The sequence below is a fragment of the Stenotrophomonas geniculata ATCC 19374 = JCM 13324 genome, from assembly GCF_001431625.1.
GTDB lineage: Bacteria > Pseudomonadota > Gammaproteobacteria > Xanthomonadales > Xanthomonadaceae > Stenotrophomonas > Stenotrophomonas geniculata.
Map to the genome: position 1 here is coordinate 154,582 of NZ_LLXT01000138.1, position 18,979 is coordinate 173,560.

Sequence of the window (18,979 nt, forward strand, 5' to 3'; positions counted from 1 at the left end):
GGCGACGGTGCGAACGTCCTACACCCGCACGACACGCTGCTTTCACTGCCGCCGACATCCGCGCTGGCCACACTGCAGGTTCCTTCCAGAGCAGGAGGTGCCCGATGGCTACCTGTGATGTCTGCGGCAACGACTACGACAAGAGCTTCACCGTGCAGCAGGGCGGGCGTAGCGGCACGTTCGATTCGTTCGAATGCGCGATCCATGCGTTCGCCCCGCGCTGCACCCACTGCGATTGCGCCATCATCGGACACGGTGTCGAGGGAAACGGCCAGATCTTCTGCTGCGCACATTGCGCCGGTCATGCTGGTGTAAAGGGTGTCGCAGACCGGGCTTGAGCGGGGTGCAGCTCCATCCCGCTGGTCATGCCGGCACAAGAGAAGCAATTCGTGCCACCCGGGCTGCTCCCGAGTCGGCGAGCAGCGCCATTGCCCGCTGTTTCTGCGACGGCCTCCCCGCCACGGCCTCCCGTGCCAACACGACGTCGAACTCCCTGGCGTTGGCGTCCAACGCGGTTGCCAGCACGCACGAATCGGCTGTCATCCCGCTGAGCCAAAGTCGGCGCACACCCAGTTTGGCCAGCAGGACCGGCAGCGGGGTGGCGAGGAACGCCGAGTGCTTGGGCTTGAGCACAAAGTAGTGATCGGGCAGGGGAGAGAGCAGCTCGGCTATCCGCCCGGCTGCCCCCCCCGTCCCGCTTGCACTGGGCAACCTGTTGGCGGAAGTCACGCTTCCAGTCGGAGAAATTGTCATTGGCATAGATGACCGGCCACCTGCGGTCATCGAAGTGGTCTCTCAAACGCCGGATCTGTCTGGCCGCCCGCTCCGCAGCGGGCGCTAGATCCTGCGCCCCGGGGAAGTCGAAACGGCTGAACATGTCGATGATCAGCAAGGCCGTCGATGGATCATGTCCCATGGCTCAATCACCTGTCTGTGCGTGCGGGGCCTCGACCGGCTTGGACTGCGGTGAATCCTTCTGGCGCAGGAAGATCGTCAGTACAACCAGGGACAGCACGGCGAGAAATTCGCTCTGCCAGTTCTGCATCGATTCAAACCAGAATGTGCTGCTGGCCAGGTGCTGCAGGAAGCCCGGTGCGGGCAGGCCCTGCAACAGCTTCTCGGCTTGCTCGGCTCGCCAGCTTCCCAACGCGTGCAGCGTGAAGCTCAGCAGGAACAACAGCCCGAAGGCGATTGCAAGCGAATGACCGTACAGCACCTTCCAGATGCCGCCACGCTTCACCGGCCAAGGCGTAGGGCCTGGCTCGACGCGGCTCTGCTCCCGTGCAGGGTCCAACGGCCGCGATTCAGCCGAGCCACGCTGGCGAAGGCTGACGGTCAGGAGAACATACATGCCCATCTGCAGGAATTCGCTCTCCCAGTTCTCGAATGTGGCGCTTACAAAGTGGCCGGTCGCGAGGTAGTGCCATAGATTGATCGGCGCGCGCCCGTGCTGCGTCAACTCCTCGTTGTGGACATGGTGCCCCGCAACTGCCTGCCCAACGATGAACACGACGGTGAGTGCAAGCAGCACCAGCGAGAGACCGTTGCGTTTCCACATGCAACACCTCGATCAGCTGTTCCAAAGACCGTGCTGAAGCATGCGCGGGCAAGAGGGCAGGGCTCGTGATTACTGCGCATCGAGGATGTGAGGCGGGCTCAACGCTTGCCTGTCGGGTCAGGATCCGGCCGCTCGTAGTCTTCAGGTACCGCCTTGGGGCCGTCCCCATCGTCGGGCATGTCGTGGTCCTTCCACCTGGCCTGGTCGTTGCGACGTTTGTCCGGCGTATGGGCCTTCGACTGATCGTCCACGTCTGTGGTTGGATTGAAAGGCAGCTTGTCGTTCATGGGCAGCTCCTGCGGCGAGAACCTGAAGCCTGCACCGGTCCGGGTTAACGCCACGACGCCGCGGAATGAACGCTGCGCACACCCGGATGTCACCGCAGCAGGAGGAATGCCCTGCGATGCTGGTGTTCCGATCTTTCTGGAGAACCGCGATGCAGGCGTTGACCTATCACGGCCGCAAGGATGTGCGCGTCGAGACCGTGCCGGACCCGGTACTGGCGGCCGAGGATGATCTGATCCTGAGGGTGACCGCCACCGCCATCTGTGGTTCGGACCTGCACCTGTACCGGGGCAGGATTCCTGACCTGCACGATGGCGATGTGCTGGGCCACGAATTCATGGGCGTGGTGGAAGAGGTCGGCAGCGGCGTGACCCAGGTGAAACCCGGTGATCGCGTGGTGATCCCGTTTGTGATTGCCTGTGGCGAGTGCTTCCACTGTCGGCTGGCCGAGTATGCCGCCTGCGAGACCACAAATCCGGGCAAGGGCGCCGCACTGAATCGGAAGGGCATACTGCCTCCGGCCGCCTTGTTCGGCTACAGCCATCTGTATGGCGGCGTGGCCGGGGGGCAGGCCGAATTCGTGCGTGTACCGAAGGCGAATGTGGGTCCCCTGCGCATTCCGGAAGGCATTGCTGATGAGCAGGTGCTGTTCCTGTCTGACATTCTCCCCACCGGCTACCAGGCTGCGTTGAACGCAGGGGTCAAGGCAGGCTCGACGGTGGCCATCTTCGGTGCCGGGCCGGTGGGGCTGATGAGCGCAGCCTGCTGCCGGCTGCTGGGGGCCGAGACCATCTTCATGGTGGACCATCTTCGCTACCGCCTTGACTATGCGCGTCGCGCCTACGGGGTGACCCCCATCGACTTCAGGGAGATCGAGGACCCGGCCGATTACATCCTGACCCAGACCAGCGGGCGCGGCGCAGACGCCTGCATCGAGGCCGTAGGCTTCGAGGCCGAAGGCAGTGCGCTGGAGTCAGCGCTGACCGCCGTGAAACTGGAAGGCAGCAGCGGGGTGGCGATCCGGCAGTGCATCGCAGCGGCCCGCCGCGGCGGCGTGGTCAGCATCCCCGGTGTCTATGCCGGCTTCATCCACGGTTTCCTCCTGGGCGACGCGTTCGACAAGGGCTTGACGTTCAAGATGGGGCAGACCCATGTCCAGGGGCTGATGCCCGAGCTGCTGGACGCCATCATGGAAGGAAAGCTGGACCCGGGTGACATCATCTCGCACCGGATGCGCCTGGCCGATGCAGCGCAGGGCTATGCGATGTTTGATGCCAAGGATGACGACTGCCGCAAGATCGTTCTGACACCGTGAGCGTGGCGCCATGAGTGCGATTGTCGTGGGCTGTGTGTACGCACTGTGGTTGGTGGCCGGTTCGCTGGACTTCCATTTTCATCGCCGGACCGACCTTCCACACACCTCCGCGATGCGCGAAAGCCTGTTGCATGGGGTGCAGCTGCTTCTGATCGGCAGCGGCGTGCTGGCGTGGCTGCTGCTGGAAAACACGTTGTCGCTCCTCACGTTTCTGGCACTTCTGGTCATCGCACACGCGGTCGCCGGATACTTCGATACCGTCAGCGCGGACGGCCGTCGACGCATCAGCCCGGCGGAACAACATGTGCACAGCGTGCTGGATGCCGCGCCGTGGGTCCTGCTGGGCTGGGTCGGCTGGCAGGTCCACCCCCGGTGGTCGCTCGAAGTGAAACCTGCAGCACCAGACGTCTGGTGGTTCACCCTGTTGCCGGCACTGGGCCTGGTGGTGCTGCCATGGCTGTGGGAACTGCGGCAGTGCGTGCGTGCACGAGAGCAACGCACGCAGACGGGTCCGTGAGGATCACGGTACCGGGCATTCATGTGCCCGCCACGCGGTCAAGACAGGCATGTGACTGCCTGCCGCCTACGTTCATGGCGTATCTCCATTGCAGGTCTGCCACCCATGCAGGATGTGACGTCATCCTCTTCGCTGTTCAATCGCGCACGCCAGGTGCTGGTACAGCAACCGGCATTGCCTTTGCCCGGGGGCGGCCAGACGCTGCAGCGTTGGCAGGCGCTGGCAGCCTGGGGGGCAGAGGATCTCTGCCTGGCTAAGGTACTGGAGGCCCACTATGACGCCCAAGCGATTGCTGCCGAGTTGAGGGTGCCCATCCATGCTGAAGACATGTTGCTGGCGGTGTGGGCTGCAGAGGGTCCGGCCAACACCGTTCGCATCGATGCCTGCGGTGGACTGTATGGTGACAAACCCTGGTGTTCCGGCAGCGCATGGGTGGATTCGGCACTGGTAACGGTTCGCAACGCGCAGGGCGTGTGGCTATGCCAGGTGGCGGCGGAACACTGGCACACACTTGCAGGCGAGCCATGGCCCGCCGTGGGCATGGCCGCAATCCCGTCCACCACGGTGCGCTTTGACGGCGCACCGATGGTGATCCTGGGGACGCGCGATGACTACCTTCAGCGCCCGGGCTTCTGGCATGGTGGGGCAGGCATCGCGGCGGTCTGGTTTGGCGCAGCGGCCGCATTGGCCGAGCGCATGCGACCGGCCTGCACCGAGGGGAATCGCGCGCGGCTGCTGGGTGAAGTGGACCTCGCCCTGGGCCCGGCTGCCGCGCTGCTTCGCGAACTGGCGGCGTGCATCGACGCCGCGCCCGAACTGGCCCATCGCGAAGATGTGGTGCGCCTGCGCTGTGTCGTCGAGCGCGCGGCAACGCGTGTGCTGGACCTGGCGGGTCGCGCGCTGGGCCCGGGCCCGATGTGCCTGGAGGCCTCCCATGCCAGGCGCTGCGCGGACCTGACCGTGTTCCTTCGCCAGAGCCACGCCGATCGCGATTGGGAATGGCTGGGCGAGCAGCGTGCAACACAGGAGGCGACATGGGCGCTGTAGCCAGGACACCCCTGCAAGGGGAAGGAACCCAGGAGCAGGCCTGGCTGCACTGCGATTGGCTCTGGCAGCAACCGACCATATCGGCAACCGCACTCTGCAGCAGGCATGACCGCATGGTGGTGGTCGCGCCGCATCCGGATGACGAAATACTCGGCTGTGGCGGGCTGCTGCATCACGCTGTGGGGCAGGGTATCGACGTCAGTGTCGTTGCCGTGACCGACGGTGAAGCATGCTATCCGGGCGAGCCGTGGTGGACGCCGGAACGCCTGCGATCAACGCGTCGAGCGGAGCTTGCCGCGGCATTGGGCGAACTCGGTATTCCGGTCGGCTCCATCTTCCACCTGGGTATCGCCGACGGCGCGGTCAGCGCGCACGAGCAGGGGCTGGAAGGCTGGCTGCAGCAGTATCTGCAACCGCGCGATCTGGTCCTGGCGCCATGGCGGTTTGATGGCCACCCCGATCACGAAGCCGCAGGGCGCGCTGCCTGCCGCGCCGCGCGGGCGGCCGGTTGCCACCGGCTGGAGTACCCGGTGTGGGGCTGGCACTGGCTTGACCCTGCCTGCGCACATATGGCGTGGGAGGCTCCGAAGCTGATCGACATTTCAGCGGTGGCGTCCGCAAAACGAAACGCGATCGCGCATTTCCGGACGCAGACGGGCGACGTGGCGGGCCTGAACAGCCCGCCGGTGCTGCCCGCACATGTACTCGCCCGATTCTTCCGAGACTACGAGGTATTCCTGGCATGAGCGCGCAACCGTACTTTGATGACCTGCATGAGCAGGAGGACCCGTTCGGCTACCGCAGCCGGTGGTATGAAGAGCGCAAGCGCGCGCTGCTGCTGGCAAGCCTCAGCCAGCGCCAGTTCGCTCGCGGCTGGGAACTGGGGTGTTCCAACGGCGTACTGACCGAGGCGCTGGCGGCACGTTGCGAACGCCTGCTGGCAACCGACATCAGTCCACGTGCGGCGTTCCAGGCGCGCCGCAACCTGGCCCATCTGCCGCACGTGCAGGTCCATTGCGCCAGCCATCCCGAGCAATGGCCGCCAGGACGCTTCGACCTGATCGTCTGCGGCGAAATGGGCTACTACCTGGGGGCAGGCGCACTGCGCGAGCTGCGCGGTGGCATCGATGAAGCACTTCGCGATGACGGCCTGCTGGTCGCCTGCCATTGGTTGCCCTCGTTCCCGGGACGCGCGAGCCGGACCGAGGTGGTGCATCGATGCCTGGGGGAAGGCCTGCAGGAAGCCTTCCACTACCGCGATGCGGACTTCGTGCTTCAGGGATGGACACGGGGCCCCTTGTCATTGGCCCGGAACGAGGGCTTGGGGTGATAGGCGTCCTGATACCCGCCCACAATGAGGCGGACAGTATCGCGCGGTGCCTGCAATCCATCCGGGTGGCGGCCCTGCACCCAGGCCTCGGCGGCGAAGCAGTGGAGGTAATGGTGGCGCTGGACGCCTGTACGGATGCAACGGGCACCATCTGCCACCGATACCGGGTCGGGAGCGTACAGCTGGATGCACGCTGCGTCGGTGTCGCCCGGGCCGCAGCCGCTGCTGAACTGCTGGGGCGGGGCGCCAGGTGGCTGGCAAGCACGGACGCTGACAGTGAGGTGCCTCCCGAGTGGCTGGCCGCACAGGTTCAGGGCAGTTGTGACGCTTTCTGCGGACTGGTGGACATAGCGACGACCTGCCAGAGTGAACGGCGCCTGCGCAGGGCATTCCAGGCAAGACAGCAGTGGGGCGACCATCATGGGCGCATCCACGGTGCCAACCTCGGCGTCTCTGCCTGTTCCTATCGGGCCGTTGGCGGCTTTGCTCCCCTGCACTGTAGTGAAGACGTGGCGCTTGTTACAGCGCTGCAACGCTGCGGTGCGGTGGTGCGATGGGCAGGCGCTCCCGTGGTGATGACCAGTGCGCGTCTGCAGGGGCGCGCTACAGGCGGATTCTCCGCTTATCTGGCGGCGCTGGGTGGCAAGCGATCTGGCGCGGAAGCACCCGCCCTGATCACCTGAGGGTCAGCCACTCCGTCACGCAAGCGCCCCGTGTTATCGGAGCGTGCGGTTGAGGAGAGCGTTGGGACAGGGCAGGCTGCGAAGGCCCTCATCCCTGCCTACCTCCGCGAAGCGATGATGGACGAGCAGGAAATTTCCTGCGTCAGAAGGAACGAATGTGCCCCTCCGTGCAGTCGCCTACGCAAGTGAGGCGACATCGGGGCTTTCCATGGACCATGTGGATGACCTCGCCAGGGCCGCCGCCCGCTTCAACTTCGAAGCCGGCGTTACGGGTGTGCTTCTTTATGACGGGCTCCGTTTCCTCCAGTACATCGAGGGACCGGAAGACAGCATCAACGTGGTGTACAGCCGCATCCTCAGTGCCCGGAGCCATTGCGAGCTGATCGAGCTGGGCCGGGGCAGGGTTTCCGGCCGGTTCTTTCCCTACTGGTCAATGCGGCTGCTGTGGGTCGATGCCTCCGAGATCCGCAGCGTGGCGCGCAGCAACTGGGATGGGCTCTCCCGTGGTGGCGCGCTGCGCCAGCTGAGCCTGGTGGTGGCCCCGCACCTGGGTTGACCACCCCATGGCAATCAATGCGCGGGCGGTTGCACGCAGACATCCCCCATGACGCTCCGCACCGTCTCCTGCAATTCACCGACGTGGAACGGTTTGGCCACGAAAGCGGCGCCGCGGTGACGCTGTGGCACCAGCTGGTCGTAGACCGCAGAGACAAACAGGTAGGGGATGCCGAGTTCTGCCAAACGATCAGCGACGGGAAAGACCACACCGTCGCGAAGTTCGACATCGAGCACGGCACCGTCGAACCGCTGGGTGTCCAGCAGCCCGAGAGCGTCGAACACGCTGTAGGCATGCGTCACCTGATCGCCGACGTCCTCAAGGGCGTGCTCCATGAGTGCGGCCAGGTCGAGTTGGTCTTCCACCAGCAGCAGGTTGCATCTGCGCTGGCCGGTTGCGGATTGCATGCGTGCATGCCTGTGTTGTCCTGGGAACACCAGTTTCTGCTGTGCTGCATCAAGATCCTGCGTGTGCATTGTCAGTCCGGCGCGAAGCTCTGCGCGCGTGGCCAACCTCGTGGAGGAGGCGTGGAAGGCGTTATGGATTTCGTTGACGGCTTCTTGGCATGCGCTGTGGATACTGCCGCCGACCCCTTATCGGAGTTTCTGTCATGCCTCAATCCGGAACCGAAGCGGCCTCTCCTGGCGTGCTGCGTATCGAGTGCATGCCGCTCGATTGTGGCGGCGCCGCCATTGTCGTGGAACTGGACCGTACGCCTGAGCGGACATGGATGAAGTCGCTGAAGCGAGCACTGCTGGCCGACGACACCCTGGACGGTGCACAGGCCAAGTTTGATGGGCGCTTTGTCTATGTCGTGGGCGTGGACGGCGGCGCGCATCGTGCTGAACATCGGGTCATGCAGGCCGTGATGGCGGCAGAGGGCGCGGGCGCCTCCAACGCCAGGCGCCAGCGCCCTGCAGTCAACGTAGGCGTATCCAGCGCTCTGGCGACCTGAGAGCGCCCCGGGTCCAGCCGGGGCTGGGGATGTTATCGCCGCATCAGCGCTGCGTGCAGCGCCGAGCTTCGGCGGATCACAGCGGCCGACAAGGCGGTGATTGCCACCGCTCCACCATGGTCTCCGGAGGCATGTTGCCCCGCACCGGAGATCGAGATGGCAGACCAGAACACCGCCCGAAGCGAGCGCCTGCTGAAGTGGCTGCAGGACGCCTACGCCATGGAACAGGAAGCGGAGACCATGATGAAGGCCATGGCTTCGCGGATCGAGAACTATCCCCAGCTTGCCGCACGCGTCAGCCAGCACGTCCAGGAGACGCAGGGGCAGGCAGCTTCCCTGCGCGAGTGCATTGAGGCGCTTGGGGGAAGCGTGCCGACCGCAAAGGGGCTGTTCGCGAGCATGACTGCCGCCCTCCACGCGGCGGGCACCAGTCTGATGGAGGACGAGGTGGTCAAGAGCGTAGGCCTCTCGTTCGGCTTCGAGAATACCGAGATCGCCACCTACCGGGCGCTGGTGATCGCTGCCGAGCGTGCCGCAGCACCGGACATCGCTGCGGTCTGCGGCCAGATCCTGCAGGAAGAGATCGCCATGGCGCGCTGGCTGGAGGACCACCAGGACGGCCTGGTCGGTGCATTCCTCAATCGCGACGAAACACCGGGCGCCCAAGCCAAGCGCTGACCCCAACACCCGCCCACGCCCGCCATTGGAGAAACCCCATGTTCTTTCATCACAAGAAGCTGATGTACACCGTACGCGTGCGCGAATCCAACCCGCAGCTCGCCAGTCTCATGCTTGAACAGTTCGGCGGCCCACAGGGCGAGTTGGCCGCCGCGATGCGCTACTTCACCCAGGGACTTGGCGAATGCGACCCCGGGCGCAAGGACCTGTTGATGGACATCGCCACCGAGGAGATCAGCCATCTGGAGATCATCGGCACCATCATCGCCATGCTCAACCGCGGGCCCAGGGCGATCCAGTCCGAAGGGCTTGCCGAGGCCGAGGACATGCGGCTGCTGGGCCAGAACAGCACCAGCCACACCGAACAGATCCTGTACGGTGGCGGCCCCGCGCTGGTCAATTCCAGTGGGGTGCCGTGGACAGCCGCCTACATCGACTCGATCGGCGACCCCACCGCCGACCTGCGCTCGAACATCGCGGCCGAAGCGCGCGCCAAGCTGGTGTATGAGCGCTTGATCAACGTTACCGACGACCCGGGCATCAAGGATGCGCTGCGCTTCCTGATGACGCGCGAGATCGCGCACATGAAGTCATTCGAGAAGGCGCTGCACAGCATCCAGCCCAACTTCCCGCCGGGCAAGCTGCCGGGGGATCCCGCGTTCACCGATCTGTACATGGACATGTCGCAGGGCGACGGCGCCGACGACCTGCAGGGCAGCTGGAACAGCGGCGAGCTCTGGGAGCGGGTCAGCGACCGCGAGGCACAGGCCGCTGTGGATGGTGGCGACGGCGGCGGCACGGTGGACCTGGACCCGCGCGAACAAGCGGCGGTGCAGGCCATGACCCTGCGCACGCTTTCCGACCCGGAAGCGCGGCCGACCACCGGGGCCGAGCTGGGGGCCGGCCCGGGCGCGGGCGCACTGGACCTGCCACCACGCGAGCCGTGAAAGAACCCGGGGCGCCCGTGCGGCGCCCCGGTTGCAACGCCCCTGGGCAGCGTGGGGCGTACGAAAGTGGGCGGACATCACGTCCGCCCACGAAGGGATGCATCGGGTTTCAGCGCCGATCAGCGCTGCTGGCCACCGCGGTTGTTGCCGCCGCGTTGCTGCTGTTGCTGCCCGCCCCCCTGATTGCCGCCCTGGTTACCACCACCACGGCTGTTCTGGCCGCCTTCGCGGCCGATGTCAGCCATGTGCTGGCGGTCCTGGCTCACCGCTTCGCCACCCTTGCGGCCGGCTTCGCGTGCTTCTTCCGAGCTGAATTCATGGGCGTTGCCTGACTCGTGCGCGGCACGTCCACCCTTGGCGGCGATCTCGCGCTGCTTGTCCTCGTCCATCGAAGCGAAACCGCGGTTGCTGGTGCCCTGGTCCTGGTTCTGGTTGGCCATGGAAAGTCTCCTTGGGTTCAGCCGCCTCATTGGCGGCAGCGACCATCTTCCAGATCCGGCGCTAGACGGCGGTGGCACGACTGCCAACGTCGCGTCATCCCGAGGGCTCTGATTCCTCATCCGACCTCCACGAACATTCGTGCGCGCGTGCGCACAAGGGCAGGCACACGTTCAGCGGCCCGACCGCGCGTCAACGCGATGCGGAAGGTACACGCCACAGTTCGACGCAGCCTCCACACCGGTCTCACCGCGCGTACGATCGGTGTGGCTAAGGTAGAGCGGTCTGCAACAACCGGTGGTGCCATGCCCTTCAGAGCGATTGCCTATGTAAGTGAAGCCTCCCGCAACCTGACGGAACAGCGGCTGCAGGAACTTGTGGCAGAGGCGGTGCAGTTCAATGAGTCCGCCGATGTCACCGGCACATTGCTGTTCGACGGCTCGCGCTTCCTGCAGTATCTGGAGGGCCCGGAGGCCGGGATCAATGCGGCTTACGCACGCATTCTCGCGGCCGGCAGCCACAGTGGGATCGTCGAACTGAACCGGGGCAGGGTGGGGCGCCGGCAGTTTCCGCACTGGCGGATGCGCAGCGTGCGGGTGGATGAGCTCGCACTGGGGAAGATCGCCATATCCGACTGGACCGGCTTCGTGCGCAGCGCGTCGGCGCTGGAATCGGGCACCAGCGCCCTGGATCGACTACTGTCGGTTTCGCAATCGCAGACGGAAGCAGGCGCGGGCGGCATCATGGAACCAGACGGGCAGCTGGCACGATGATGTCGTCAGCCGCCCCGGTGGTGCCTGAGCTGCTACGCGTCGGCTGTGCGGGGTGGTCGCTGTCGCGGTCGGATCAGGAGGCGTTCGGCGCGGGCGACAGCGCTCTGCAGCGCTACGCCACACGCCTGCCGATGGTGGAGATCAACTCATCCTTCTATCGACCGCACCAGGCCAAGACCTATGCGCGATGGGCGGCGAGCGTGCCGGAGGGCTTCCGGTTCGCGGTGAAACTCCCGCGCGAGATCAGCCATGAGCGTCGGCTGCGTGATGCAATGCAACCGCTCGAGCGGTTCCTTGAAGGCGTGCTGGAACTGGGTGGAAAGCTCGGTCCGTTGCTGCTGCAGTTGCCGCCCAGCCTGGTGTACGACACGGTCACGGCCGGAGCCTTCCTGCGGGGCCTGCGCGCGCGCACGCAGGCCGATGTAGCGTGCGAGCCGCGCCATCCGAGTTGGTTTACGGCGGACGTGGATGCGCTGCTGAGCGCGCATGGCGTTGCACGGGTTGCCGCAGATCCAGCACGTGTGCCGGCGGCAGCGATTCCCGGCGGTGATCGCACGTGGAGCTACAGGCGCTGGCACGGGCAGCCGCAGATCTATCGCAGTGCCTACGACGAGCCGACCCTTGCCCACCTTGCGCGGCAGCTGCTGGCCGAGGCCGACGCGCAACGACCCGCCTGGTTCGTACTGGACAATACCGCGCTGGGTCACGCCACCGGCAACGCCCTGCACCTGCAGGCACTGCTGCAGGAGAACGAACATGCCTGAAGGCCCTTCGATCGTCCTGCTGCGCGAAGCAGCGAGCCATTTCAAGGGGCACGTGGTCCGCACCGTCTCCGGGAACAGCCGCATCGACCTGTCGCCGCTGCAGGGCCGAAGGGTCAAGGCGGTCCGCAGTTGGGGCAAGCACTTCCTGCTGGACTTCAGCCATCACACGCTGCGCATCCACCTGATGATGTTCGGCAGCTGGCGCATCGACGAGCGGAAGCCAGCCCCGGCGCGGGTATCGCTGGTGTTCGACAACGGTGAGCTGAACTTCTATGCGTGTTCCGTGCGCCTGATCGACCAGCCTCTGGACGACATCTACGATTGGCGGGCGGACGTGATGAACGATGCCTGGGATCCGAAGCTGGCCCGGCGGAAGCTGAAGGCCCTGCCGGACGTCATGGTCTGTGACGCGCTTCTGGACCAGACGGTCTTCGCCGGCGTCGGCAACATCATCAAGAACGAGGTGCTGTTCCGGATAGGCGTGCATCCCGCCACCCGATTGGGCGACCTACCGCCACGCAGGCTTACCGCGCTGATCGAGCAGGCCCGCACCTACAGCTTCGATTTCCTGGAATGGAAGCGCCGCTTTGAGCTGAAGAAGCATTGGCAGGTGCACACGAAGAAGGTCTGTCCCGTGTGCGGTGGCCCGATCAGCAAGCTCTACATGGGGACCACGCGGCGACGCACGTTCTTCTGCCCCAATGATCAAGTGCTGTACGGGCCCTGAGGCTGCCGTCCGTGGCAGCCGGGCTCCGGGGCGCGTCGATCAGGCGGCCTGCGCTGCCTTGGCATTGCCGCCGCCCTTGGCCAGCAGGGTGAGCTTCTCGTCGGTGGCCTTCTCTTCCTCAAGCGTCTCGAGCAGCAACGGCAGGGCGTCCTTGTAGCCCAGTTGCTTGGCCAGCGCGGCGATGGTGCCGTAGGACGCAATCTCGTAATGCTCGACCTTCTGTGCGCCACCGATCAGGGCGGCATCGCGCACAGGGCCCTTGTCGATGCTGTCGATCACTTCCTTGCCTTCCTCCACCAGGCCCTCCATCGCCGCGCACTTGATGCGCTTCAGGCGAATGCCCAGGATCTCCACAACCTGGTCGATGCGCTCGATCTGGCCCTGGGTTTCTTCCAGGTGCGTTTCAAACGCCGTGGCCAGGTCCGGGTTCTCGGCCGCACGGGCCAGGCGCGGGAGGGCCTTGGTGAGCTGCTTCTCGGCGCTGTAGATGTCCGAGAGTTCGTGGATGAACAGGTCTTCCGCCGTCTTGATAGCCATACTGGGCTCCGCTGTGAATGGAGCACTCAGAGTAGGTCCCGCCCGGTTGCGATCAGGCGGGGGCCAGGTGAAGGCGGCATGTGAACGCCAGCGCGAACCCTGCGCGTTGTCTTCACGAGGTGGCGTCTGTCGTCTGCCTGCCGCAGTCCCGATGCCGGCAGGCCTTCGCCATGGCTTCACGGTGGCATCGCCTGGTGCCCATGAGCGGGCCGGTACGGTCACTTCACGCCCGATCACGCGTGGAGACTCCCATGAGCGACGACAAGAAGAACACCGGCCGCCCGGACCGGGATCGCATCAACGTCAACGAAGATTACGAGCTGCAGTACTGGACCACGACGCTGGGCGTGTCCGCCGAGGAACTTCGTGCCGCTGTGGCGGCGGTCGGCCCCACAGCCGTTGCTGTCCGCAAGCATCTGGGAAAGTAGCGCGGAGTTGCCCATGTCCCTGGTCGAGTACCGCCGCAAGCGCAGTTTTGACAAGACCAAGGAGCCCGAGCCGGGCAAGGCGCTACCGAAAGGGCAACGCGCCATTTTCGTGGTGCAGCTGCACCACGCCAGCCGCAGGCACTACGACTTCCGCCTGCAGGTGGGTGACGCGCTGAAGAGCTGGGCCGTGCCCAAGGGGCCCAGTTACGACCCGAAGGTCAAGCGCATGGCGGTGGAGGTGGAAGATCATCCTGTCGACTATGCGACCTTCGAAGGCGAAATCCCCAAAGGCCAGTACGGCGGCGGCCATGTCGCCCAGTTCGACCACGGTGTGTGGGCTACGCAGGGCGACCCGGAAGCCCAGCTCGCCAACGGCCATCTGCGCTTCGAACTGTTCGGCGCCAAACTGAAGGGCGGATGGCATCTGGTCCGCTCCGGGAAGCCGGCGCGCCAGCCGCAGTGGCTGCTGTTCAAGGACGACGATGAATTCGCCAGCGACATCGAGGCAGACGATCTGCTGGCGGATGTTGCTGTAGCGCCAGCGGAGGATCTGAAGCGGGCCGGGGCCGGCAAGGCCGCGAAGAAGCGGCTCACCGGGGTACCCGCCAAGCGCACCCGACGAACGAACTGGGCGAAGAAGGCGCTGGCGCTCAGCAAGGCAAGAAAGGCCGCAGCGCCGTCCGGTCCCTTCGAACCGCAGTTGGCCAAGCTGGGCGAAGCGCCGCCCCAGGGCGAGCAGTGGGTCCATGAGATCAAATGGGATGGGTACCGAATCCTTGCTACGGTGGCTGAGGGCAACGTGCAGCTGTGGTCGCGGAACGCATTGGAATGGACCGGCAAGCTCCCTGAAATACGTGACGCGATCACAGCACTGGGCCTCACCTCGGCGGCACTGGACGGTGAGCTCATCGCCGGCGCCGGCACCAGGGAAGACTTCAACCTGCTGCAGGCCACGCTCTCCGGCGAGCGGCAGGGCATGCTGACGTATGCATTGTTCGATCTGCTGCACCTTGATGGCGTGGACGTCGCCGATGCGCCCTTGCTGGAACGCAAGGCCCTGCTGCAATCCGTGCTGGAGGGGCAGGGCAGGCCATTGGCGTTCAGTTCGCATGTACAGGGGGATGGCGACGAGGCCTATCGCCTGGCCGGTGAGCAGCACTTCGAAGGCATCATTTCCAAGCGCGCCGATCGCAGCTACTACAGTGGCCGCAGTGAGGATTGGCGCAAGACCAAACAGCTGGCCAGCGACGAGTTTGCGGTGGTCGGATACACCACGCCGAAAGGCAGCCGCACCGGGTTCGGCTCGCTGCTGCTGGCGCGGCCAGACCCGAAACATGGCTGGCTCTACGTCGGCCGCGTCGGATCCGGGTTCTCGGACGAACTGATCGGCGAAGTCAGCAAGCGCATCGAAGGCGGCGGCAGCCGCAAGCCGACGGCGCATGTGCCCACCCAGGACACCGACGTGCGCGCCGCGACCTGGTTCCCGCCGCGTTTCGTGGTGGAGGTCTTCTATCGCGGGATTGGCGGGCAGAAGCTGTTGCGTCAGGCGTCACTGAAGGCGGTACGGGCGGACAAGGACATCGCCGATCTCGCAGATTCCGATCGCGCCGGGCCGGTCACGGTCTCTGGTGGGAAGTCCGCAACGGCGCGTCCTGCGCGCGATGCGAAAACGTCACCCGCTACCGACCGCACACCGCCCGCGCTGTCGTCTCCCGGCAAGATCCTGTTTCCTGGCGATGGCTACACCAAGCAGGAGGTATGGGACTACTACGCAGCAGTGATGGAACATCTCCTGCCCGAGGTGGTTGATCGTCCGCTGTCGATCATCCGATGCCCCAGTGGCACCGCAAAACCCTGCTTCTTCCAGAAACACCATACAGCCGGGCTGGAGTTGGTCGACGCAGTAAAGCTCAAAGAAGAAAGCGGTATAAACGCCCATTACCTGGTGGTGCGGGACGCAGCCAGCCTGCTTGAACTGGTGCAGTTCAACGCGTTGGAGTTCCACCCCTGGGGCAGCCACGCCGAAGCGCCCGACAAGGCCGACCGCGTGGTGTTCGACCTGGATCCAGGACCGGACGTACCCTTTGCCGAGGTCAAGAAAGCGGCAACCGACATCCGGAAACTGCTGGCGCAGCTGGAGCTGGAATCGTTCCTGCGTGTATCCGGCGGCAAGGGCCTGCACGTGGTCGTGCCGCTCAATCCGGGATGCGATTGGGACCTGACCAAGCGCTTTGCGAAGGGTTTCGCCGATGCGCTGGCGCAATCCGAGCCCCAGCGATTCCTGGCAACGGCTACCAAAAGCCTGCGCAACAAGCGGATCTTCGTGGACTATCTGCGCAATGGGCGCGGTGCGACGGCGGTTGCGTCCTACTCGCTGCGGGCCAGGCCGGGGGCACCGGTAGCACTGCCGATCGCCTGGGGCGATCTGACGAAACTCAAGCGCGGAGACGCGTTCACGATCAAGGACGTGCCAGCAAAGCTGAAACGGCAGCGCAAAGACCCTTGGGCCGGTATCGGGAAAGTGAAACAGAATCTCGCGCGATGGGCGCAGGCAGACCCTTAGCCCGCGCCTACGCTTCGGGCGCCTGCATGCTACCGGGCAATACATGATCGCATTCGACCAGCCGCGCGTTGCTGACCGTCTGGCGCGACGGACAAGCACCGCACACCAGCGTCGTTCCACCGGGTACCGCCCCCAACGCGTCCCCCGACAACTGCGTAATCCCGCCGCAGGTGTTGCAGCGCACGCGAATAGACCTGACGCGCTCAATACCCTGCACGCCGGAAGCGGCGTCCAGCTCCAGAACATGGAAAAGGCCGGTATTGGGCATGGGGTGCTCCCGAGTCATCTGCCCCAAGCGTAAACGATCCATGGCATTGGGCGGGGAGGCGTCCTGCATGCCGTTTGTCGGCTGGATCCCAACTGATTCACAAAATGCACAGGATGGGAACAACTGCGGGGCGCAGGTGGCCTATCCTAGCGGCACGGAATCTGGGGGGATTCACTACAGGAGCAGTCAATGCCGATCAGGGCAGTCGCATACGTCAGCGAAGCGGGCCCAGCCGTTGCCGGTGACCCGTTGGGCCTGCGCAGCGGGAAGCTGGACGATCTGGTCGATGATGCCGCCCGCTTCAACCGAAATGCCGGCGTTACAGGAGTTCTGCTGTTCGATGGCGCCCGCTTCCTGCAGTACATGGAGGGACCCGAGGACGGCTTGAGCGTGGCGTACTCGCGAGTCGTAGGTGCTTCGAGCCACGCAGGGCTCATCGAGTTGCAGCGGGGCAGGGTGGGCAACCGGCGACTCCCGTTCTGGCCGATGCGTTGGCTGCCGACGCAACCCGAGCAGTTGAAAATTCTTGCCTGCGCGGACTGGTCGGGGTTCGCCCAGCACAGCGGTGACGAAGCGCCAACCGAGACGGCGATGGATGTCCTGGCCAGGTTGGTGGAACCCTATGCCGTCGCGGCGTGATCCACCGGCCTAGCGACCTCCATAGCGTTCGGCCCACGGAATCTCGCCGCTGCACACATGGAGGTGCCCGGTGCGCATCACGCAATAAAGCCGCGCCTCCGGGTCCGCACTGGCAGCGATATAGTCCAGTGCCTCGGCGAGCATGCGGATGAACTGCGGCTCGGGGTAGAACGCTGCCCATTCCGGCAGCAATTCCTCCAGTTGCGCGATCATCAGATCGATTTCCAAGTGCGTGCTCACTGCCTGATCCTCCTTCCAGGCACGTTAGCGACCACGCTGCAAGCAAGGAGTTGCGGTTCGCAGAGGCGACACAGGCGTGTTGCCCACGCAACGCTCACCTGGCCTTGACCATGGCGTTGATCGCGGCAGCGCGTGAGCATCATCTGCACGACCACGCCACCGTCGTTTCACCCGGCAAGGCGTATCAGAGAGGCCTCCCAGCTGAAGCTGCAAGGATCTCTTTCATGTCCGAACCGTTCCCGCGCGCCAGCTTATGGTCAGCTGACACCGAGTCGCACAGCTTCCGCCCCCTTGCCGGCACGACGCGCGCGGACGTGCTGGTGGTGGGCGCCGGCATGACCGGCCTGCTGACAGCGGCCCGCCTGGCCGATAGCGGCCTGGATGTGCTGGTGGTTGATGCGGGGCCCATCGGCGGGCGCAATACGGTGATGTCCACCGGCAATCTTTACGCGCCCGTCTCCCGGCTGGCCGATCTGATCTCCCGTTGGGGCGGTGACACGGCCAGCCGTGTCGTGCAGTGGCGGCAGCAGGCGCTGCGGTCCATCGAAACACTGGTTCATCGCTACGATCTGCGCTGTGGCTTCCAACGCGTGGGCATGCAGTACGGTGTGCAGGATCGCACCCGCGAGGTCAACGCGCAGTTCGAGCGTGAGCTGCAGGCCTATCAGCGCGTCGGCCTGCAGTGCGAACACCGGCAGTCCGGGCTGCCGTTTGCATTGGGCCACGCCTTCCGCGTTCCCGATCAGGCGCAGTTGGATCCTGCGGCGTTCTGCAGGCAACTGGCACGTCATCTGGCAGGTCGCGTGCGCATCCACGACTGGACCCGGATCAACCGCATCGAGGCATCCGCCGGCGTTGCGACAGCCGATGGCGCCCGCATACAGGCCAGGCAGTTCGTGCTGGCTACGCATTCGCCCGCAGGCTTCAACCTGGTGCAGGCCGAGATGGAGGTGTACCGCGAGTACGGGGTGGCGGTGCCGGTTGCCAACCTACCTGCGGCAGGCATTCACTGGATCGCCGACCGGCACCGCTCATTGCGCGGGGTGCACGGCGCTGATGGCCGCGACTGGCTTGTGCTGGTTGGCGAAACACACCGCACCGGCGAAACGCCAGCGGTGGATCCGGCCCAGCATCTGCTAGCCGACGCGCGCCGCAACTTCAACGTGCAGCGCGAGCCGCTGTCCTGGTCGGCGCAGCAATTCCGGCCCGCCGACCAGCTGCCCTACATCGGCAGCAGCGCCCACGATAATGTGTGGGTCGCTACCGGCTATGGGCCGGACGGTTTGACCTGGGCGGGCGTGGCCGCGTGCGCGATCACCGAGGGAATCATGGGCACGACCAGCGAGATCGAGCAGTTGCTCAGCCCCATGCGCTTCACCCCGGTGCGCTCGGCGGCCGGCTGGGCTCGCACCAACGCCACGGTGGCGCGGCACATGGTGGGAGATCGCCTTGCCACGGCGCCGTCGCACTCACCCAGTGAGCTCGCCCCTGGTTGCGGCGCACTGCTGGACGTGGACGGAAAGCGCACTGCGGTCTACCGCGACGAGGGCGGGCGCCTGCACATGATGTCGGCGCTCTGCCCGCACCTGAAGTGCGTTGTCCAATGGAATGGCCATGAGCGCACCTGGGACTGCCCCTGCCACGGCAGCCGCTTTTCCGCCACCGGAGCGCTGCTGGAAGGCCCTGCCAGACAGGGCCTCACACCAGAACAGCTGTAGGCGCAGGCATCCA

25 protein-coding genes and 1 pseudogene are annotated in these 18,979 nt (G+C 65.3%); 18 read left to right on the forward strand and 8 right to left on the reverse strand.

All coding sequences use genetic code 11. From position 1 onward, the window contains the following. The first annotated feature begins 104 nt into the window (after positions 1-104). Positions 105-338, forward strand: a complete 234-nt coding sequence (locus ARC63_RS18550) for a hypothetical protein (RefSeq protein WP_057504077.1) — start codon at positions 105-107, stop codon at positions 336-338. Positions 339-363: 25 nt separating this feature from the next. On the opposite strand, the pseudogene ARC63_RS18555 reads toward ARC63_RS18550, so the two are convergent. The 3 genes and pseudogenes from ARC63_RS18555 to ARC63_RS18565 form a co-directional block, all read right to left on the reverse strand. Further along, a pseudogene (locus tag ARC63_RS18555) lies at positions 364-916 on the reverse strand (cysteine hydrolase family protein). A 3-nt stretch (positions 917-919) separates the two neighbouring features. Beyond that, on the reverse strand, positions 920-1,558 hold the full coding sequence (locus ARC63_RS18560) for a DUF6766 family protein (RefSeq protein WP_057504078.1): 639 nt from the start codon (positions 1,556-1,558) through the stop codon (positions 920-922). Between the two features lie 98 nt (positions 1,559-1,656). After that, entirely contained in the window at positions 1,657-1,845 is a 189-nt protein-coding gene (locus ARC63_RS18565) for a hypothetical protein (protein ID WP_019337695.1), read from the reverse strand. A gap of 149 nt (positions 1,846-1,994) precedes the next feature. On the opposite strand from ARC63_RS18565, the gene ARC63_RS18570 reads away from it, so the two are divergent. The 7 genes from ARC63_RS18570 (at position 1,995) to ARC63_RS18600 (ending at position 7,291) form a co-directional block, all read left to right on the forward strand. After that, positions 1,995-3,158 (forward strand): zinc-dependent alcohol dehydrogenase, encoded by a 1,164-nt coding sequence (locus tag ARC63_RS18570; RefSeq protein ID WP_057504079.1) that lies wholly within the window; start codon positions 1,995-1,997, stop codon positions 3,156-3,158. 10 nt (positions 3,159-3,168) lie between these two features. Further along, entirely contained in the window at positions 3,169-3,675 is a 507-nt protein-coding gene (locus ARC63_RS18575; protein WP_057504080.1) for a hypothetical protein, read from the forward strand. Positions 3,676-3,780: 105 nt separating this feature from the next. Continuing rightward, positions 3,781-4,722: a hypothetical protein gene (locus ARC63_RS18580; protein ID WP_057504081.1), complete on the forward strand. Its 942-nt coding sequence runs from the start codon at positions 3,781-3,783 to the stop codon at positions 4,720-4,722. Beyond that, a complete protein-coding gene (locus tag ARC63_RS18585; protein ID WP_057504082.1) occupies positions 4,710-5,468 on the forward strand; it encodes a PIG-L deacetylase family protein in 759 nt (252 codons plus the stop codon). Before ARC63_RS18580 ends, ARC63_RS18585 begins: the two co-directional genes overlap by 13 nt. After that, positions 5,465-6,052 (forward strand): class I SAM-dependent DNA methyltransferase, encoded by a 588-nt coding sequence (locus ARC63_RS18590; RefSeq protein ID WP_057504083.1) that lies wholly within the window; start codon positions 5,465-5,467, stop codon positions 6,050-6,052. Before ARC63_RS18585 ends, ARC63_RS18590 begins: the two co-directional genes overlap by 4 nt. Then, a complete protein-coding gene (locus ARC63_RS18595) occupies positions 6,049-6,735 on the forward strand; it encodes a glycosyltransferase family 2 protein (protein WP_057504084.1) in 687 nt (228 codons plus the stop codon). Before ARC63_RS18590 ends, ARC63_RS18595 begins: the two co-directional genes overlap by 4 nt. 157 nt (positions 6,736-6,892) lie before the next feature. Continuing rightward, on the forward strand, positions 6,893-7,291 hold the full coding sequence (locus ARC63_RS18600) for a BLUF domain-containing protein (RefSeq protein ID WP_032965872.1): 399 nt from the start codon (positions 6,893-6,895) through the stop codon (positions 7,289-7,291). Positions 7,292-7,305: 14 nt separating this feature from the next. Here ARC63_RS18600 and ARC63_RS18605 read toward each other — a convergent pair whose 3' ends face one another. After that, positions 7,306-7,698: a response regulator gene (locus ARC63_RS18605; protein ID WP_057504085.1), complete on the reverse strand. Its 393-nt coding sequence runs from the start codon at positions 7,696-7,698 to the stop codon at positions 7,306-7,308. 203 nt (positions 7,699-7,901) lie between these two features. Here ARC63_RS18605 and ARC63_RS18610 point away from each other — a divergent pair, with 203 nt between their 5' ends. From ARC63_RS18610 to ARC63_RS18620, 3 genes are all read left to right on the forward strand, one after another. Continuing rightward, positions 7,902-8,246 carry a hypothetical protein gene (locus ARC63_RS18610; RefSeq protein ID WP_231298664.1) on the forward strand — a complete coding sequence of 115 codons (345 nt, stop codon included), beginning with the start codon at positions 7,902-7,904 and terminating at the stop codon, positions 8,244-8,246. Positions 8,247-8,402: 156 nt separating this feature from the next. Then, on the forward strand, positions 8,403-8,924 hold the full coding sequence (locus tag ARC63_RS18615) for a ferritin-like domain-containing protein (protein ID WP_057504087.1): 522 nt from the start codon (positions 8,403-8,405) through the stop codon (positions 8,922-8,924). 38 nt (positions 8,925-8,962) lie between these two features. Beyond that, positions 8,963-9,871 (forward strand): manganese catalase family protein, encoded by a 909-nt coding sequence (locus ARC63_RS18620; RefSeq protein WP_057504088.1) that lies wholly within the window; start codon positions 8,963-8,965, stop codon positions 9,869-9,871. A gap of 119 nt (positions 9,872-9,990) precedes the next feature. On the opposite strand, the gene ARC63_RS18625 is transcribed toward ARC63_RS18620, so the two are convergent. Further along, positions 9,991-10,311, reverse strand: coding sequence for a KGG domain-containing protein (locus ARC63_RS18625; protein WP_057504089.1), 321 nt, complete (start codon positions 10,309-10,311; stop codon positions 9,991-9,993). Between the two features lie 303 nt (positions 10,312-10,614). On the opposite strand from ARC63_RS18625, the gene ARC63_RS18630 reads away from it, so the two are divergent. Genes ARC63_RS18630 through ARC63_RS18640 form a run of 3 tightly spaced genes read left to right on the forward strand, consistent with a single transcriptional unit; the run spans position 10,615 to position 12,573 of the window. Then, on the forward strand, positions 10,615-11,082 hold the full coding sequence (locus ARC63_RS18630) for a BLUF domain-containing protein (protein ID WP_043395806.1): 468 nt from the start codon (positions 10,615-10,617) through the stop codon (positions 11,080-11,082). Next, positions 11,079-11,846 (forward strand): DUF72 domain-containing protein, encoded by a 768-nt coding sequence (locus ARC63_RS18635; RefSeq protein ID WP_043395803.1) that lies wholly within the window; start codon positions 11,079-11,081, stop codon positions 11,844-11,846. The genes ARC63_RS18630 and ARC63_RS18635 overlap by 4 nt, the downstream gene beginning before the upstream one ends. Continuing rightward, a complete protein-coding gene (locus ARC63_RS18640) occupies positions 11,839-12,573 on the forward strand; it encodes a DNA-formamidopyrimidine glycosylase family protein (protein ID WP_057504090.1) in 735 nt (244 codons plus the stop codon). The genes ARC63_RS18635 and ARC63_RS18640 overlap by 8 nt, the downstream gene beginning before the upstream one ends. Before the next feature lie 39 nt (positions 12,574-12,612). Here the strand turns inward: ARC63_RS18640 and ARC63_RS18645 are convergent, their stop codons facing one another. Then, positions 12,613-13,110, reverse strand: coding sequence for a YciE/YciF ferroxidase family protein (locus ARC63_RS18645; RefSeq protein ID WP_019659711.1), 498 nt, complete (start codon positions 13,108-13,110; stop codon positions 12,613-12,615). Positions 13,111-13,361: 251 nt separating this feature from the next. On the opposite strand from ARC63_RS18645, the gene ARC63_RS22550 reads away from it, so the two are divergent. Both ARC63_RS22550 and ligD read left to right on the forward strand, forming a co-directional pair. Continuing rightward, the gene (locus tag ARC63_RS22550) at positions 13,362-13,538 is read left to right on the forward strand and encodes a DUF3606 domain-containing protein (protein ID WP_064968354.1); all 177 of its coding nucleotides are present in this window, start codon (positions 13,362-13,364) and stop codon (positions 13,536-13,538) included. Between the two features lie 13 nt (positions 13,539-13,551). Then, entirely contained in the window at positions 13,552-16,101 is a 2,550-nt protein-coding gene (gene ligD, locus ARC63_RS18650) for a DNA ligase D (RefSeq protein WP_057504091.1), read from the forward strand. A 7-nt stretch (positions 16,102-16,108) separates the two neighbouring features. Here the strand turns inward: ligD and ARC63_RS18655 are convergent, their stop codons facing one another. Further along, positions 16,109-16,369, reverse strand: coding sequence for a hypothetical protein (locus ARC63_RS18655; protein ID WP_228355346.1), 261 nt, complete (start codon positions 16,367-16,369; stop codon positions 16,109-16,111). 189 nt (positions 16,370-16,558) lie between these two features. Here ARC63_RS18655 and ARC63_RS18660 point away from each other — a divergent pair, with 189 nt between their 5' ends. Continuing rightward, positions 16,559-17,008, forward strand: coding sequence for a BLUF domain-containing protein (locus ARC63_RS18660; protein WP_043395790.1), 450 nt, complete (start codon positions 16,559-16,561; stop codon positions 17,006-17,008). Between the two features lie 9 nt (positions 17,009-17,017). On the opposite strand, the gene ARC63_RS18665 is transcribed toward ARC63_RS18660, so the two are convergent. After that, a complete protein-coding gene (locus tag ARC63_RS18665; RefSeq protein WP_057504093.1) occupies positions 17,018-17,248 on the reverse strand; it encodes a hypothetical protein in 231 nt (76 codons plus the stop codon). A 224-nt stretch (positions 17,249-17,472) separates the two neighbouring features. Between ARC63_RS18665 and ARC63_RS18670 the strand changes: the two genes are divergently transcribed. Continuing rightward, positions 17,473-18,966: an FAD-dependent oxidoreductase gene (locus tag ARC63_RS18670; RefSeq protein ID WP_057504094.1), complete on the forward strand. Its 1,494-nt coding sequence runs from the start codon at positions 17,473-17,475 to the stop codon at positions 18,964-18,966. Positions 18,967-18,979: the final 13 nt, after the last annotated feature.